Source organism: Cellvibrio sp. GW822-FHT04B05, assembly GCF_058800985.1.
This window is the reverse complement of record NZ_JBXAMU010000001.1, coordinates 263,029-280,946: the sequence shown is the minus strand read 5'-3', so window position 1 is coordinate 280,946 and position 17,918 is coordinate 263,029. Positions and strand designations below refer to the sequence as shown.

The window sequence follows — 17,918 nt, the reverse complement described above, 5'->3', positions numbered from 1 at the left end:
GTCGCCGTGCGCTAACGCACAAATCAAGAATTTCGATTTTAGTAGCGCGGGACAGGTGATTGCTGTAAAACTGGTATAGCTTGTCAAGAGTGGCGCATCTATACACCACTTTATTTCACTACTTGATTCACTACCGGAGAGCACCATCATGAGCAAAGCCCAGGATAGTAAAAAAGAATCTAAAAAACCGGCAGCAAAAACAGCAAAGGAAAAACACGCGGCCAAAAAAGCAAAAAAAACTGAAAATGCCCGTAAAGACTTTTAATTTATTTGCAGCAGCTGTCACACAAAATGTCAGGCTAATGATTTTTTCCATTAGCCTGATTATCAACTTTTTAATCAATTGTTTAAAAAAGACACATTCTACTTTTAAACGCCATAACTTTTGCAGTTGGTAATTACCGCCTGTTTATTGAATCTGAAAGGATGTAAAAATTAATCCCGCAAATCCTGGCGCTCCGATGCACTGCAAAAGAAATAACCTGCTGTATTGGGACAATCAGTGACCAGGCCGTAGACAACAAAGCCCAGGAAAAGGATGCCTATTATTGCGAACACCATCTTTATTCCTTTAGGTATATTATTCATCGCGTTCTCCGGAAATAGTGGGAATTATTTTAAGTTGAATAGTGCCTTTCCTTAGCGTTAAGAAAATAGAAAGCTAACCGCGCTTACTTCATCCAGAAGTATGAACAAACACCTCCACTTTTCGCTCACGGCCATCATCCACTAACGGAATTTTTTCGCCTTCTGACTCAACGCCATCAAGCACGACCTTGCCGGTTTTTTCAATCGTTTGAATGACGTCAATCCGGTAGAGCGTTTGGCCGAAACGGTAATCGACGGAGTAACGCGTCCACTCTTTGGGCAAGCAAGGTTTGATGTGCAGATGCACCCCCTGACGCACGATTCCAAGCAGCGATTCAGTCATTAACCGATACAACCAACCCGCTGAACCTGTGTACCAACTCCAGCCGCCACGGCCGGTATGCGGGGCGATGGCATAGACATCGGCTGCGACTACATAAGGTTCGGCCTTATACAGTGCAACAGCGTCAGCGCTATTACCGTGATTCACCGGGTTGATGATATTGAGCAGTTGCCAGGCACGCTGGCTATCGCCCAGTTGTGCAAAGGCCATGGTTGCCCAGATAGCGGCGTGGGTGTATTGGCCGCCGTTTTCGCGCACGCCGGGCACATAACCTTTGATGTAACCAGGGTTCATGGCGGATTTATCAAACGGCGGATCAAGTAATTGGATAATGCCCTGGTCGCGGCGTACCAGATGCTTGTACATGGAGGCCATAGCCAAGTGCGAGCGCGCGGGATCGCCCGCACCGGACAGCACTGACCAGCTTTGGGCGATGGAATCGATGCGGCATTCATCATTGACCACTGAACCCAGGGCGACACCATCGTCGAACCAGGCGCGGCGATACCAATCGCCATCCCACGCATGCTGTTCGATGTTCGCGCGCAGCTCTAACGCTTGCTCCTGGCAGCGTACAGCGAAAGCATGATCCTGTTTGATGGTGGCGATGTCGGCAAACGCGAGTAGCACTTTGTAGAGCATAAAGCCGAGCCAGACGCTCTCGCCTTTGCCGTGAATTCCGACCAGATTCATACCGTCGTTCCAGTCGCCTGAACCCATCAGCGGAATACCGCGCTCACCAAAACGTAACCCGTGTTCAATGGCGAGCTGGCAATGGTGGTAGAGGCTGGCGGTATCGCTGCTCTGCCCCGGCAGATCGTAATAGGATTCCTCATCGTCGTTGAGCAAACGGCCGGTGAGGAAATGCAGGGGTTCGTCGAGTACACCGGTATCGCCGGTGCTATTCACATAATGGCAAGTGACTAACGGCAACCAGAGATAATCGTCGGAACAGCGGGTGCGCACGCCGCGCCCTTGCGGTGGATGCCACCAATGTTGCACATCGCCCTCGTGATATTGGCGCTGGGCGGCGCGCAACAATTGTGCGCGGATCATGGCCGGTTGGCTATGCACAAGTGCCATGGTGTCTTGCAATTGGTCGCGATAACCGTAGGCACCGCCGGATTGGTAAAAACCGCTGCGCGCCCAGAGGCGACAGGCCAGGGTTTGGTAAAGCAGCCAACCATTGGCCAGTACATTGAATGCGGGATCAGGGGTTTTAACCTGCACTGCGCCAAGGGTTTGCGTCCAGTATTCATGCACTTTGGCAAGTGCAGCGCGCGCCGAACCGAGGTTGCGCATCCGCTGCGCCAGATTGCGCGCCTGCTCCAGATCCTGACCGGCGCCGAGGCGAAAGATAATCTCGCGCTCTTGCCCTTCGCCCAATTCAAACGGCACTTGAATCGCACCGCAGGGATCAAGCCCCGCACCCAATCGACCTGATAGCCGCACGCGCGTCAATGCATCCGGATTAGCGAGCGATCCGTTGCGACCGAGGAATTCAGTGCGGTCACCACTCAAGGTGCGTGCATTGTCATCCACATCGAAGAAGCAGACACGCCCGCCAAATTCACTGTTGTAAGCATTGCGCGCAAAAAGTGCGCCGCTGCGGGCATCAATTTCGGTGACCAGATGCAGCGCGGATTTAGTGCGCAGATCACCCAATACCCATTCAACGTAACCAGTTGCCGACAAGCGCCGCCTGCGCCCCGATTCATTGCGTACTTTCAGCACCGAGAACTTGACCGCCGCTTCCAGATCGACATATACCCACAACTCGGAAGCGATGCCGTCTTCTGTGTGCTCAAACACGCTGTAACCGAAGCCGTGGCGGGTCGCGTAGGGGGAAACTCCGCGCGTCGGCAATGGGGTCGGCGACCAGAAATGGCCGGTCTCTTCATCGCGCAGATAAATGGCTTCGCCACCGGAGGTGCCGACCGGATCATCGCACCAGGGCGTAAGGCGGAATTCGTGGGCATTTTCGGCCCAGGTATAAGCCAGGCCACTTTCTGAAATAACACTACCGAAACCCGGATTTGCCAGCACATTGACCCACGGCAGCGGCGTTACTTGCGCGGCCGTGGTGGTAATAATGTATTCGCGCCCGTCAGCGGTAAACCCACCCAAGGGATTGGTAAGGATCAGGTCCGCACGCGGGGCAATCTGCTGGGGTTGCTGGCTCACCGGTGTACGGGTGCGGGTGGGCGTGAGGCGGGCAACTTTCTTGTCCGCCAGACCGCGCCGGTTGACCTGTTCCGCCAAACTGCCACGGCTGCCATCGACAATGACGCGCGCTACCGTTTGCAGCAGGATCCGGTCTTCATGGGAAATCTGCTCGCTTGAGCGCACAAAAATGCCGCCCGGCCGATCAATCGCGTGGCTCTCACTGCCGGTGGCGATCAAGCCCATGATTTGGTCTTGCAGGTGCTGGCGATAGCCGACATGGTCTTCGTTCCAGATCACCAGATCCACGGTCAACCCCTTCAAGCGCCAATAGGCATGGCACTGGATCATCTGCCGCGCCAACTCGATATGGGCACTGGTGGCAATCTTGAGCAGCACAATGGGCAGGTCGCCGGAGATGGCATAACCCCATAGTCCCGATTGTCCGCGACGATTCTGGATCAGCAGGCTCGCATCGGCGCGCAACGCCGATTGGGCATAGAGCACCGGGCCAGCCAGACGGCGATAGAGCTGGGCATCGGCCTCGCTCGCGTTAATCTGGCGAAGGGTGACACCGCTGTGCGTCGCGGCAAGGTCAAATACCCGGTCGGCAAAATGCCGTTCCTGATATTTATTCACCAGCGCCATACACGCATCACGATTTTCAGCAGCACCAGAGACGAGATCAAGCGTCGCCATCTGTCCCGCTTCCAAAGTAATGCGGCAACGAATGGCGACCACCGGGTCTAAAACCGAACCCTGGCTGTCGCTCAGTTGACCGCCGTTGGTGACTGCTTGTGGTGCCGCCAGAGTGCAGCCACGGCCGGTAAATTTCAGGCGATCTGTCTCGTAAGATACCTGGTCGACATGCCTGGCGTTACTGGCAAGGAGATGGAACATCCAGGGCGTTTGTTCACCCACCGAGCGCGGACGCCGGGTGCAGAGCAATGCATGGCGGTCAGCGACAATTTCGGTTTGCACGAACAAATTGCCAAACGCAGTTTGGGTGGCATCAGCAGCGGGAACTGCCAGTACTACCTCTGCATAGCTGGTGATTTCAATGGTTCTGGACCTGGGTGAACGATTGGTGACACGTAACCGCCGCAACTCGATATCGTCCTCGGGCGATACCACCAACTCGGTATAGGTTTCTATGTCGTGGTCGCGGCGGCGATATTCCGCACGACCTTCCGAGAACATCGCTTCGTAGCTGTCGGCACGTTTAACCGTGGGCTGATGATTGGCCGACCAGAAGTCGCCGGTATCGGCATCGCGCAGATATACAAACATACCCCAGTGATCGCGGGTAGCATCCTCGCGCCAGCGGGTGACCGCCAAGTCTTTCCAGCGACTATAGCCGCCGCCGGCGTTAGTCACCATCACCTGATAGCGGCCATTGGATAACAATTGTACCTCCGGCGTAGGGGTGTCCGCAGCCAGAGGCACATAGGTTGCGCTTTCCACTTGATCAAATATCGCCGCCCCTTCTGCATGTTCTGCCACATGCGTGTGCAGTACCGAGGCTTTGGGAATGCGCTCTTGCAATAACAATAGGGTCGCTTGAAATAAAGGGTCGCTTTCAAAGCGACGCTGCATCGGCTGATCCAGTAATAATTGGGTTAACGCCAGCAAACTCATACCCTGGTGGTGGACCATAAACGAGCGGACTATGGCGCTGGATTGACCGCGGGCGAGGCGCGAGCTGGTGTAATCTACCGCCTCATAAAACCCGAACCGACCTTCCATACCCATCGCCGCCAACCGTTGTAAGTTGGAGCACGCGGCCTCCGGTGCCACCATTAAGGCAAGTACGGAAGCGTAGGGCGATACCACCAAATCCTCCGCCAAACCGCGCTTAAAGCCAAGGCCGGGAACACCGAAAGCGTGATATTGGTAATTAAGGTTGGCATCGAAGGTGTGATAACCGGACTCTGAAATCCCCCAGGGCACACCGCGCTGTTTGCCGTAGGCAATCTGGTGGGCGACCGAGGCGCGGCAGGTTTGATCGAGTAATGATCCCTCATAACTGGGCATCACCAGCATGGGCATGAGGTACTCAAACATTGAGCCACTCCAGGACACCAGTACCGGCTCTCCACTGGCAATTGTGCGGATACGCCCCAGTGCAAACCAGCTTTCCTGCGGCAATTGCCCCTGGGCAATGGCGACGAAATGCGCCAGGCGCACTTCCGAGGCGAGCTGGTCGTAAAAGCTGTTATCGCGGCGATAATCGTCGAGGTTGTAACCCACAGCGAGCAGATGACGGCTGGAATCGTAGAGAAAACCGTACTCCATGGCCGCAAAGTCAGTCGCTTGGGCGATCAATGAATCGCAACTGGCGATACGTTCACTGGCGCGGCTACTGGTGGTAGCAACCAGCCCGCGCAACTCCATCAACCAATCCCGCTCAAGTTGGGTACCCGGTTGCTGCATCTGGACATCTAACAGTGGTAACAATCTGACACTGTGTTCCGCCAGCGAGCGCAAACTCGGAATCGCGTTCATATTGCTGCTGAAGGCAAGGCTGGCCATAAAACTGTTGAGTGTCGGCGGCGGTGGACGCAAGCCCAACCAGGGAACACAGAACAGTAATTCATCCAACGCATCGCGACTTTGCCGTAACAAGGCTTCAGCCCAGATTTTGGCTTCATTCCCTGCCGTATCCAACACATCGCCCGGCAAACTGCCACTTGGCACAAATTTGCTGGCTGGCTGGGCAGCAAGGTAGGTGTTGATACTCTCCGCTGCATTTACCACAGCTTCGAGGCTATGGAATAACAGCGGAATCTGAACACCCTCACGCGCATGAGTGCAACCAACGGTGAGCAGGGTGCGCAAGCGGGCAATGTAGGTTTCCAGGATATTGGGCAGATTGTGATCGTCGGCCGGTTTGGTAAGGCTCAGGCTGTCGGTAAGGATCTCCAGCGTGTCGGACAAGCCTTCAAACACACGTGCACAAGGGATGCTCTGGTCGGGTAAGGCGAGCAAGCCGGCGCGCAACGTCAGCAAATGCCCGGCGAGGTTGCCGCTGTCCACTGCAGAAATATAACGGGGCGCCAGGGGCAGCAGCGTCTGGGTATCGTACCAGTTGAAAAAATGACCCCGGTGACGCTCCAACCGCGCCAGGGTATTGAAGGTATTGGCGGTGCGCTTGAGCAGGGTATGGGCCGAGATAAAACCAAAATCGTAAGCCGATAAATTCCCCAGCAGCGCCAGCCCGATATTGGTCGGAGAGGTGCGATGGGCAATGACAGGACCGGGATTTTCCTGGTAATTATCCGGTGGCAGCCAGTTATCACCCACGACCACAAAGCGCTCAAAGAAAGCCCAGGTTTTACGCGCGATTTTGCGCAAAAACAGCGTTTGCTCCGCCGATAAACTCGTCTCATTGCGCTCCAATGGACGACTCAGCCACCAGACCAGCACCGGTGCAACTAGCCATAAACTCAATACCGGTACCGCCAATAAGAGTGCATTGGGATTTAATAGAACAATTCCGGCAGCGGCGAGCAGTGCAAAAACCGGTGCTGACCAAACCAGCCGCAACGACGCCAAAAAACCGCTTTCCGCGCGGATTTCCTGTTCCGCCGAAGAACTCCACTCCAGCAACAGGCGCGGGTCGAAACACAACCGCCAGCAACTGCGCAAAATCGCCGCCAAACTGTACACCGCCTCATGGGGTAAACAGCTGATGCGGAACAATACCTGGGCAAGATTTCGGCACGCCGCGACGGCAACGGTTGCCACATGCTGCCGAAAGAAGACTTCGCGCGGTTTACGCAGGGAGTCGATCAAAGTGGCTAGTAGCGGGGGCAGCACAATGATGCCGAGCAATGCGAGCGTCCAATACAAGGGCGTGGGCAATAGCCAACCGATCAATAGCAATAACAGCAGGGCGACGGGCGCCAGACTGCGCAACAGGTTATCGGCAATTTTCCAACGCGATAAGGCCGACAACGGATTAGGTAATGTCTCTCCATCAGGGCCGGGAACACGCGGCAACAGCCAACTGGCGATCTGCCAGTCGCCGCGAATCCAGCGCTCGCGGCGGCTCACATCCGTCGCGTAACGGGCGGGATAATCCTCATAGAGGTGCACATCGCTCAGCAAACCGGCGCGGGCATAACAGCCCTCAAGCAGGTCGTGGCTGAGAATCCGGTTATTCGGAAAACTGCCGTGCAGCACAGTTTCAAACGCATCGAGATCGTAGATCCCCTTGCCGATAAACGACCCTTCCCTGAACACGTCCTGATACACATCGGAGACCGAGCGGGTGTAAGGATCTATACCCGGCTCGTTGCCGTAAAGTTGCACATAACGCGAACGGTTTGCGGCCGACAGGCTCGCCGCCATACGGGGCTGCAAAATGCCGTAGCCTTGGGTAATGCGACGCCGCCGGGCATCGTAGACAGGGCGATTGAGCGGATGCGCCATAGTGCCGACAAATTCCCGCGCGGCATCACGCGGCAATTGGGTATCGGTATCGAGGGTGATGATGTAGCGAATCACCGGCAGGCGATCGATTGCCCCGACAATAAGGGAAAATGCCTCCCGCCCTTTACCGCGCAACATTCCGTTCAAATCAGCGAGCTTGCCGCGCTTGCGCTCAACGCCCATCCAACACGCCGCCACATCATTCCACCGACGCGGGCGATGGAACAGGAAAAACCGGTCGCCGTCCCTTTCGCCCGCCGCTGCATATTTTTCATTGAGCTGTTCAATCCCCTGTTGCGCACGTTGCAACAATTGCTCATCGCCGGGAAGGGTCTCCGTCAACGCATCGCCAAAGTCGGTGAGCAAACCGAAAAAGAGATTGTCATCGCGGTTGCCGAGAAAGCGCACTTCAAGCGCTTCCAGCAGATCATCCACTCCCTGAGGCGTGTTAAGCAGGGTGGGAACCACTACCAGGGTTGCTACATCCATCGGCAAACCCCGCGCAAAATCCATGCGCGGCAACCGCTTTGGACGTACCAGTAACGTGATAAGCCAATTTACCAACGCCGTGGCGAGTGGTGTGGCGGCAACCAGAGATAAGAGCGCTATCAATCCCAGGTGTCGATCGCTAAACCCGGCATTTTCCACCAGCACCAGCAAACCTGTCGTCGCTGCCAATACCAGTCCGATGATCCCCAAAAGATAGAGTGACAGAGGCGCGTGCCCACACCATCGCCCCAGCTGCACCCCGAACGGAACACGTGCGACTATGCGCTTTTCCAGCTCGGTCAAACCCCGGTCAACGAGGTAATACCCCACATGTTCCCTGGACGCAGAAGCGGGTCCCGGCCCTGCATTCTCGCGCGCCAGCGTAATAGCCAGCCGCGCCACTTCAGCTTCCGAGGCAGCACTTTGCTTGGCAAGGCGGTCAATCACGCGGCGGTATTCGTCGCGTGAGGCGAAATCCATATTGCGATAAATATCGAGCGGATCCTCGCGCAGGATATGCTCGACGATACTCATGTTTTCGACAAATATCCGCCAATCATACGCGCCCAGGAAGCGCAGGCTGCCGATGGTATTACTCACTGAAACCTGGTCGACTGCCTGCTGTTGGTTTTCCGCCGACACCAATTGCTCGATAGTGAGGCTCTCCTCCGCCAATCGCTGTTCAATCCAGGTGAGCGGCATTGCCAACGCCGGACCGTGGCCCTGCAAGCGACGTACTAATTCGGCGATAAACGCGCTGACCATCGGCGGGCGCGAGCGCGCCATGTCGGCGATCACTAAAATCAAACTTTTAGGGTCTGTGCCGGCCATTTCAATCATTTGGCTCGCCCAGTGTTGCGCCTGGTTCACATAGGCACGGGCCGATGTAATACGCAAGCTGACGCGGCGCAGATTTTCAATCAACGCCAGACGCAACATAATCGGAATCGCCCAGAGTTCGCCGAGCGTAAGGGGAGTTACCGTTTGATAAGCGGCGACAAATCGACTGAGGACTTCACCATCAATCCGGCCATCGCCGTGGGCGATTGAGGCGAGTGCAAGATCATAGACACGCGGTAAGCCCGCTGAAGGACCGGAGGCCAAGCGCGGCAATTCACGCGCAAATCCTTTGGGCAAATGGCGCCGTGCGGTGCGGATTTGCTCTTCAATCATGTAGAAATTATCGAGCAGCCACTCGCCCGCCGGTGCGATACGCGAATGCGATTTGACCGCAGCCGTCAGCATGTCACAGCCGCTGATCAACACCTGTTCGTTTTCATCCAGCCGCGCGAGTAAATCATCGCGCGTGCGGGATTTACTGACGCTGTGCATCCCGGCCAACGCTTTGCCGAATTGTTCCATTTGATCAGCGCCAAATAATTCAGCACGCAATGGCGATTGATCGTCATGTTGATGCGGGCGGTTGCCCAAATACATCGGGAATAATATCCGCTTGACCCAGTTGGGTTTATTCATATTAGCGATCCTGGAGATGCGGTTTTTGGATGTGTTTTAAATTCGACCTGACGCTGTGCTCCCCACCTAATGCTGTGCACCCAGGAGACGAAGCAATTCATTCTTGACCTGGCCATAGCATTCACAGGCACGGCTTTCCAACAAGTTACGATCAAGCACCGAGATGTGTCCGCGCCGATAACTGATGCAGCCCAATGCCTGCAAATTTAATGCAGCGGCGGTAACGCCCTCACGCTTTACACCGAGCATATTGGCCACTAAATCCTGGGTCATTACAAACTGCCCGGAGGAGATGCGATCCAATGTCAGCAATAGCCAGCGACTGAGTTGTTGTTCAATAGAATGATGGCGATTGCAGGCGGCGTTTTGGCAGATTTGACTGACCAATGTTTGGGTATAGCGCAGTAGCAATTGCTGCAACCTGCTCGCGCGACTAAATTCTTTTTTCAGCAGCGAGCGCTCGATGCGATAAGCGTAACCCGCCGTGCGAACCACCGCAGAACCGGGTGTAGTATTGCCCCCCATAAATAATGGGATTCCCACCATACCTTCGTTGCCCACGCCCGCTGTTTCCATTGACGAGCCAGCAGCAGTCACATAATGCAAAGACACTATGGCGGTGGTAGGAAAGTAAGCGTGTTCTAATTGCTTATCAGGCTCATAAAGCACATCACCCAGCGGTAAATGCACCAATTCCAAATGCTCGGCCAGATTCGCCAAATCAAGTTCCGGTAAGGATTTCAACAAATGATTTAACGTGGGGCGCTGGCCCGGATCATAAGCTGGCACAGACAGGCGCTTAACCTTAACGAGTGATAGCTTTGATACTTTCATCGCGGTGTACCATTGGTGCGCATTCCACGCCTATACCGCGATAACCGATGAAATGGCTACCTTGGTCAAACATAGGCTCCCCGCTAACGCGATAGTGTCGCTGTGATCCGTCGGGTGCGGTGCGGCTAAAAGGGAAATCGATAAACGGTTGGCGCGCAGCAATTCGCGCATGGAGCTGGGCGTGCTCAGTTGCATCCCAACCGGCAATGCGGCTCGCGTCTACATTACCCGCCTCGACGTCAACACCCAGCATATCCAATACCGGACCGGATATTTTGGTGAAACGACCGGTATCGTCCTGTTCCCAATACCAGTCTGATGCCAATTCGGTAAGGCTGCGAAAACGTGCTTCGCTCTCGCGCAATGCGGCGGTGCGCTCGGCAACCGTGGCTTCGAGTGAGCGACTATAGTCTTCCAATTTTTTATACAACAACCGCACTTCAAGCATATTGTTGATGCGCGTTTTAATCTCCACCAAATCAAACGGTTTACTCAAAAAATCTTTAGCGCCCGCCTGCAACGCACGCAATTTATATTCAGGCTGCGCCGTGAGTACGATCACCGGTAAATAGCTGTCGGTGATATTGGTTTTGAGTTCCTCCATCACCTCGAATCCATCCATGTCGGGCATTTGCAAATCGAGCAGAATTAAATCGTAACGATGTTTGTAATGCAGCGCGTAAACCTGGCGAGGATTGGTGGTAGAAGTAACATCGGTATAACCAACGGCGGTAAGCAATTGCTCCAGCGACTGCACATTAATGAGCTGGTCATCGACAATCAGAATTCGGGCGTTGAGGAGATCTGCCTCGTCGAGAATCATAAAATTCCTTCCTGATCAACGTTGATCGCCATGAGTTGCTGGCAACCCCTTTGTAAGCGAAACTGCTCCAATCCAGGTGCTTTATCGAACATTTTCATAAATTCATTCACATCAATGTAAAACAACATTTAGCTATTTATGTTTTAGCTACTCAAACCAATTTTTCCCAACCATTGAGCCAAGGCTTCATTGACACGTGTCGGCTGTTCAATCGGTGAAAGGTGACCGCACTCATCAATAATCACCAAACCGGCATCGGGTATTGCCGACACCATTTCCTGATGCACCCCCAAAGGTGTGATAGCGTCATCGCGACCACACATCACCAAAGTCGGACATTTGATCAGCGGTAAAAATGGCAAGCTGTCGATGCGGTTGGAAATGGCTTTTTGCTGGCGAATAAAGATGTCCTTGCCGAGGTTTAATGCCATATCGCTGACAAGGCCGACCAGAAACTGATTTTCAAGATGAGAGGGATGCAATTGCTTGGACATCAGCTCGGTGATCACCGCCTGATAATCCACCCCGGCACGTTCGATTGCGGCACGGCGATTTTCCAATGCGGTGGGAGTATCCGGGCGAGCGCTGGTATCCAACAGCGCCAAGCCTAAAATTCGCTCTGGCGCCTGGCGCATAATTTCCAACGCAACGTAACCGCCCATCGACATTCCCGCCAATACGAATTCTTGCACCGGCGCATTTTCCAATACCGATGTCGCCATCGCTGTAATGGTTTCCTCCTTGGTTAAGTCACCAGTCCACACATGGGCGACATCCGTTAAGCCGGCAACCTGGTGCTGCCACAGGCGCGAATCATTTACCAAACCGGGCAGCGCAACAATATGAGGAAACTGCATCGTTAACATTAAAATCTCCCAAGAACGGCCATGGCTAATAACGAATAACAACTGGCAGCTAAAAATTCAATTTTTCACACTCTGTATAGTGCTTGCACTGCAACGACAATTCTGTTCGCCAAGGCACAGAGAACCGCTTGGCAAATTTCATCCGGCAAATGCACCGCCTGACTGGCTGAGCGGAATTTTTCGCCTACACTCAGGTCAGCTATCATCTTGTTTAATAACAAGATTAATATTCACTTTCCCTATATCTATTCAATTCCATATCCGGATTTGTCGAATGCGTTGTTTTTTTTGGTTACTGATATCGACAGCGATTGTGGCATTTGCCCAAGCGGAAACATCAACCGATGCGTCCCCGGAAATATTGGTTGTCACTCACAAGCGCCCTGACTATGGCGACCTGAACCGAAAAACATTTGATCAGCGCGTCATTCAGCTTGCGCTGGAAAAAACGCAGGGTAAAACCGGCACCTTTGAAATGGTACCCATCAATGTAATTTCACGCACCCATGCCATAGCGGCACTGAATCAAAACCAATACCAAAATTTTCTCATGGTATTAAGTTATGAAGATGAGTTAATGGAATCGGGCAATCTCATCTACATTCCTTTTCCGCTCCAACTGGGCGCACCCAGTTATCGCATTTGCTACGCCAATAAAAAGCTGATCGGTAAAGTGCAACAGATAACTGACTTGCAGCAACTGCAACAATATAAAATCGGTGTGGGTGCAGACTGGGTAGATGCAAAAATTTTGAAATATCATGGAATGCGAATTGTAGAGGGCACCAATATCACCAGTTTGTTTCGCATGACCCAAGCTGGCCGCGTTGATCTTTTCTGCCCCAGCCCGACGGAATATTTCCATGAACTCAGCACTGAAAAAGTAGCTGATTTGCAGCTGGACAATAAACTCGCGCTTTATTATCCGCTGCCCAAATTTATTTTCAGCCACAAAAGTAATCAGGCGCTATTGGATCGCATTAAAAAAGGCATTGATATCGCCTACAAAGATGGCTCTTATCAACAACTATGGCGCGAAGCCCACGAGCAGGATTTAGCGCGCGCGAAATTAAATGAGCGGCATTTTATAAAAATGCACAACCCGTTTATCTCCACGCTGGACGACGATTACAAACAATATCTTTTTGATCCGCTTACGCATTGACCTTTATCGACCACCAAGCGGTATTCATCATCACGGATTTATTCAACCCTATCTTATCCCCACAAAAAATAGTGGTTTAGCCTCATTTCCGAGCCGTATATTTCACTACAGTTAAAGAGCTGTTTGCTGCAAACAAGCCATTTACTGAACCGAATTCAACTGATTGTGGTGATCTACCTGTAACCAAACGTCGAGAAATGTAAAATCAGTTGCGGGCTTATTTCCCGACCTCTAGTCTCGCGCTTCCATATGCCCAACATTTGCCTTTTGCGGGGATCAACCGCGACTGGCTACCTACCGACTCTTTTTTGATTTTGCGGATTCTTTCATGCGCCTACCCTTGGATCGTTTATCGCGCGGCCAGCGCTGGTTAGCGGGCATCGCCCTTGTTATTGTGTTGTTACTGGTTTGGTTTTTTGGTTTACGCGCACCCGAAAGAAAATTACCGCCACCACCGAATCCCTGGATGGGGCCAACGCCGGTGCATGTGGTGAAAGTGACCCGCGAAGATTTAAAGGTGCATATCAAAGCCATCGGCAGCGTAGTGCCGCTCAATACCGTGACGGTGCGCAGCCGGGTAGATGGCCAATTGCTGCGTATTTTGTTTGAGGAAGGGCAAAGCGTAAAAGCCGGGGATTTATTGGCCGAGATAGATCCGGCGACCTATAAAGTGCGCCTCGCACAAGCGGAAGGTACGCTGCAGGAAACTCGTGCACAACTCAAAAATGCCGAAGAAGATTTGCGTTTATATGAGCGACTGATTGAGCAAAAATCCATTGCCAAACAGCAATTCGATAAACAGCAAGCGCTGGTCGACCAATTGAACGGCACCATCAAAAACCACAGCGCGCAAGTTGATGATGCGCGCTTGCAACTTTCCTACACCCGCATTACCGCACCTATCAGCGGCCGCCTCGGTTTGCGTCGCGTGGATGTGGGCAACCTCGTTAGTACAGGCGATACCGACGGTTTGGTGACGATTACGCAAACGCAACCCATTTCTGTTTCCTTCACTATTCCCGAAAATCAATTGGTCGCGGTGCGCAGCGCTCACTCGGCAGCGGCCAAAACCACTTCGGCGCTGGCAGTAGAAGCCTGGGACCGCAGTGAACAAAATTTATTGGCGACCGGCAAACTCACCACCCTCGATAACCAGATTGATACCGCCACCGGTACCTTGCGTTTGAAAGCGCAATTCGAAAATATCGATGACAGCCTGTTTCCCAACCAGTTTGTTAATGCACGCCTGCATTTGAATACGCTCGACGGTGCAGTGACTATTCCGGTCGATGCTGTGCAATACGGTTCCAAAGGTACCTATGTGTATGTGGTTGAAGATAACAAAGCCAGGATTCGCCCGATTAAATTAGGTTCACTGGAAGGTGCACGCACATCGGTATCGGAAGGATTGAAAGCAGGTGAGAGCGTGGTCCTAGAGGGGATTGACCGCCTCTGGGATGGCAAAGATGTGAAGGTGATGGAGTAATGTAGGTTGGCGGTGAGGAATGAACCCCAACACAACCTTGTCACCGCCAAAAACAAAAATCGGTTCAATGCGCACAGCTTGTGGAAGTGGGTGCGAAATGGACATGTTGGGGTTCGTTCCTCACCCCAACCTACGCAATACATTGATTGAGATTGATAATGAGTATATCCACCCCGTTTATTCTCCGCCCCGTTGCCACCTCGCTGGTGATGCTGGCGCTGCTGCTGTCCGGCATTCTGGCGTTTCGCTTGTTGCCCGTTGCTGCCCTGCCGCAAGTCGATTATCCGATCATCCAGGTATTCACCTTTAACCCCGGCGCCAGTCCCGATGTAATGGCACGCACCGTTACCGCGCCGCTTGAGCGCAGCCTCGGCCAGATCCCCGGTTTGAAGCAAATGTCATCCACCAGCTCGACCGGCGCATCCATTATCACCCTGCAGTTTTCGTTGGAAGTTAACCTTGGAGTCGCTGAACAAGAAGTACAATCGGCACTTAATACCGCCGCCAACCTGCTCCCGTCCGATCTGCCAACCCCACCGATTTACCGCAAGGTGAATCCCGCCGATGCACCTATCATGACCCTTGCGGTAACGTCGGCGAGCCTGCCACTGCCGGAAGTCTATGATCTGGTGAACTCGCGTATGGCGCAAAAATTGGCGCAATTACCCGGTGTCGGCATGGTGACCCTGGCGGGCGGCCAGCGCCCGGCTATCCGTATCAAGGTCAACCCCAATGCACTGGCCAATACCCGGATAAGCCTTGAACAAGTGCGCAACGCAATAGTCTCGGCCAACACCAACCAACCCAAGGGCAGTTTTGACGGCCAGTACCGCTCCACCATGCTTGATGCTAATGACCAGATGCGCTCGACGCAGGAATACCGCGATTTATTAATCAGTTGGAACGAAGGCTCGCCATTGCGGCTAGGGGATTTGGCCACCGTCGAAAACGGAGCGGAAGATCGCTTCCTTGCTGCCTGGGCCAATAGCCAACCCGCCGTGTTGATCAATATCCAACGCCAGCCCGGCGCCAATGTGATTGATGTAGCTGACAGCATACAAGCCCTGCTGCCGCAACTTACCGCCTCGCTACCCGCCGCCGTCAATGTGGCGACCCTCAGCGACCGTACCCACAGCATCCGCGCGTCCATCCGCGATGTGCAGAAAGAACTGGTATTTGCGATCTGCCTCGTGGTCGCCGTAACCCTGGTGTTCCTGCGCTCGGTGCCCGCCACCATTATCCCCAGCCTTGCGGTGCCGCTGTCGCTGGTGGGTACTTTTGCGGCTATGTATTTCCTTGATTTTTCAATCAACAACCTGACCCTGATGGCGCTTACCATTGCCACCGGCTTTGTGGTGGACGATGCCATAGTGATGCTGGAAAACGTCGCCCGCCACCGAGAGCAAGGCGAAACGCCGCTGAATGCTGCACTTAAAGGCGCGAGTGAAATTGGTTTTACGCTGGTATCGCTGACGATTTCGTTGATCGCTGTATTAATCCCGCTGCTGTTTATGGGCGACCTGGTCGGGCGATTATTTCAGGAATTTGCGATTACGCTGGCAGTGGCAATTGGCATCTCGCTGCTGGTATCGCTCACCCTTACCCCCATGATGTGCGCGCGCATGCTCAAACACGCGCCGATGCATCACGACAATAAACCCGATTTTATGGAGCGGTTGATCGCCAGTTACGGACGCGGTCTGGACAAAGTACTGCAACACCAACCCGCCGCCATGGCGGTGATGGTCGGTACAGTAGTACTCACCGCCGGCCTTTACCTCGCTGTACCCAAAGGCTTTTTCCCGATCCAGGACAGCGGCGTGATCCAGGCGGTGACCGAAGCGCCGCAGGATATCTCCTTCAGTTCCATGGCCGAGAAGCAGCAAATGCTCGCTGAGCTGATCCTGCAAGACCCTGAAGTAGAAGGCCTGTCATCTTTTATTGGTGTAGACGGCAGTAATATCACCCTCAACTCCGGTCGTTTGCTGATCAACCTCAAGGCGCACCATGAACGCGATGCCAGTGCAACTGACATTATTGGACGCTTGCAGCAGCGTATCGGCAGCGTGACCGGCATTACTGCCTGGTTCCAGCCGGTGCAGGAATTGAGTATCGAAGACCGCGTCAGCCGCACCCAATACCAGTTCAGCCTGACCACCCCGGATGGAGCCTTGCTCGATGAGTGGGTACCGCGCGTACTGGAACGCTTACGGCAGGAAACGGCGCTCGCCGATGTCGCCTCCGACCTGCAAAGCCGTGGCTTGCAAGCTTATGTGGAGATCGACCGCGATGCGGCGGCACGCCTCGGTGTGCGCGTCAGTGATATTTCCGCCGCATTGCAAAGTGCCTACGGCCAACGGCAAATCGCCACCCTGTTTACCCAAGCCAACCAATATCGCGTGGTGCTGGAAGTCGATCCCGAATACGCTCAAGGCCTGAAAGCGCTGGAAAATACCTACGTCGCCAGCAGCTCGGGCAAACCGGTATTGCTCAGCACCCTCGCCAATATCAGCCAGCGCCCGGCGCCACTGCTGATCAATCACCAAAGCCAATTTCCATCGACCACCATTTCATTCAATCTCGCGGGCAATAGCTCGCTCGGCGCAGCAATCGATGCGATTGAAGCGGCCCAAACCGATTTGGATTTACCAGCGGCATTGGAGTTGCGTTTCCAGGGCGCTGCTGAAGCTTTCCGCGCCTCCCTCACCAACACTCTCTGGCTGGTGCTCGCGGCGGTGGTGACTATGTATATCGTGCTGGGGATTTTGTACGAGAGTTTTATCCACCCGGTAACCATCCTCTCCACCCTGCCTTCAGCTACGGTCGGTGCGTTACTCGCATTGTTATTGACTGGCCAGCCGCTGGATTTGATTGCGGTCATCGGCGTGGTGCTGCTGATCGGCCTGGTGAAAAAGAACGGCATTATGATGGTGGACTTCGCGCTCGAAGCCCAACGCAGCCTAGGCCTCAGCCCGCGCGAAGCAATCCATCGCGCCGCGTTGATGCGCTTCCGTCCCATTTTAATGACCACCCTCGCCGCCTTGTTTGGCGCTATCCCGCTAATGCTCGCCAGCGGTTCCGGCGCGGAGTTGCGCCAGCCATTAGGATTGGTGATGGTCGGTGGATTATTGGTTAGCCAGGTACTCACCTTGTTTACCACACCGGTGGTGTATTTGTTTTTTGATCGCTGGGTTAACAAAAATCCCACCAACGAATTGATCCCGGAGGAGGCGTAGGTTGCTGGTGAGGAA

The 17,918-nt window shown here is 53.8% G+C and carries 7 protein-coding genes; 3 read left to right on the top strand and 4 right to left on the bottom strand.

Annotated elements, in window-relative coordinates; genetic code table 11:
* Window positions 1-676: 676 nt before the first annotated feature.
* The 4 genes from AC1RJL_RS01085 to AC1RJL_RS01070 all read right to left on the bottom strand — a co-directional run bounded on the left by AC1RJL_RS01085 (window position 677) and on the right by AC1RJL_RS01070 (window position 12,016).
* Window positions 677-9,493, bottom strand: coding sequence for a glycoside hydrolase family 94 protein (locus AC1RJL_RS01085; protein ID WP_492910894.1), 8,817 nt, complete (start codon window positions 9,491-9,493; stop codon window positions 677-679).
* Window positions 9,494-9,559: 66 nt separating this feature from the next.
* Window positions 9,560-10,327 (bottom strand): Crp/Fnr family transcriptional regulator, encoded by a 768-nt coding sequence (locus tag AC1RJL_RS01080; RefSeq protein ID WP_492910893.1) that lies wholly within the window; start codon window positions 10,325-10,327, stop codon window positions 9,560-9,562.
* Window positions 10,299-11,150, bottom strand: coding sequence for a response regulator (locus AC1RJL_RS01075; protein WP_492910892.1), 852 nt, complete (start codon window positions 11,148-11,150; stop codon window positions 10,299-10,301). Before AC1RJL_RS01075 ends, AC1RJL_RS01080 begins: the two co-directional genes overlap by 29 nt.
* Before the next feature lie 143 nt (window positions 11,151-11,293).
* The gene (locus AC1RJL_RS01070; protein WP_492910891.1) at window positions 11,294-12,016 is read right to left on the bottom strand and encodes an alpha/beta fold hydrolase; all 723 of its coding nucleotides are present in this window, start codon (window positions 12,014-12,016) and stop codon (window positions 11,294-11,296) included.
* Window positions 12,017-12,290: 274 nt separating this feature from the next.
* On the opposite strand from AC1RJL_RS01070, the gene AC1RJL_RS01065 reads away from it, so the two are divergent.
* From AC1RJL_RS01065 to AC1RJL_RS01055, 3 genes are all read left to right on the top strand, one after another.
* The gene (locus AC1RJL_RS01065) at window positions 12,291-13,181 is read left to right on the top strand and encodes a hypothetical protein (RefSeq protein WP_492910890.1); all 891 of its coding nucleotides are present in this window, start codon (window positions 12,291-12,293) and stop codon (window positions 13,179-13,181) included.
* Between the two features lie 328 nt (window positions 13,182-13,509).
* Window positions 13,510-14,667, top strand: a complete 1,158-nt coding sequence (locus tag AC1RJL_RS01060) for an MdtA/MuxA family multidrug efflux RND transporter periplasmic adaptor subunit (protein ID WP_492910889.1) — start codon at window positions 13,510-13,512, stop codon at window positions 14,665-14,667.
* Between the two features lie 158 nt (window positions 14,668-14,825).
* On the top strand, window positions 14,826-17,903 hold the full coding sequence (locus tag AC1RJL_RS01055) for a multidrug efflux RND transporter permease subunit (RefSeq protein WP_492910888.1): 3,078 nt from the start codon (window positions 14,826-14,828) through the stop codon (window positions 17,901-17,903).
* The last annotated feature ends 15 nt before the right edge of the window (window positions 17,904-17,918 follow it).

What these genes read in the sequence shown, in the direction of transcription:
- AC1RJL_RS01085 (WP_492910894.1), bottom strand. Translation starts at nt 9,493, where the DNA reads ATGAATAAACCCAACTGGGTCAAGCGGATATTATTCCCGATGTATTTG.
- AC1RJL_RS01080 (WP_492910893.1), bottom strand. Translation starts at nt 10,327, where the DNA reads ATGAAAGTATCAAAGCTATCACTCGTTAAGGTTAAGCGCCTGTCTGTG.
- AC1RJL_RS01075 (WP_492910892.1), bottom strand. Translation starts at nt 11,150, where the DNA reads ATGATTCTCGACGAGGCAGATCTCCTCAACGCCCGAATTCTGATTGTC.
- AC1RJL_RS01070 (WP_492910891.1), bottom strand. Translation starts at nt 12,016, where the DNA reads ATGTTAACGATGCAGTTTCCTCATATTGTTGCGCTGCCCGGTTTGGTA.
- AC1RJL_RS01065 (WP_492910890.1), top strand. Translation starts at nt 12,291, where the DNA reads ATGCGTTGTTTTTTTTGGTTACTGATATCGACAGCGATTGTGGCATTT.
- AC1RJL_RS01060 (WP_492910889.1), top strand. Translation starts at nt 13,510, where the DNA reads ATGCGCCTACCCTTGGATCGTTTATCGCGCGGCCAGCGCTGGTTAGCG.
- AC1RJL_RS01055 (WP_492910888.1), top strand. Translation starts at nt 14,826, where the DNA reads ATGAGTATATCCACCCCGTTTATTCTCCGCCCCGTTGCCACCTCGCTG.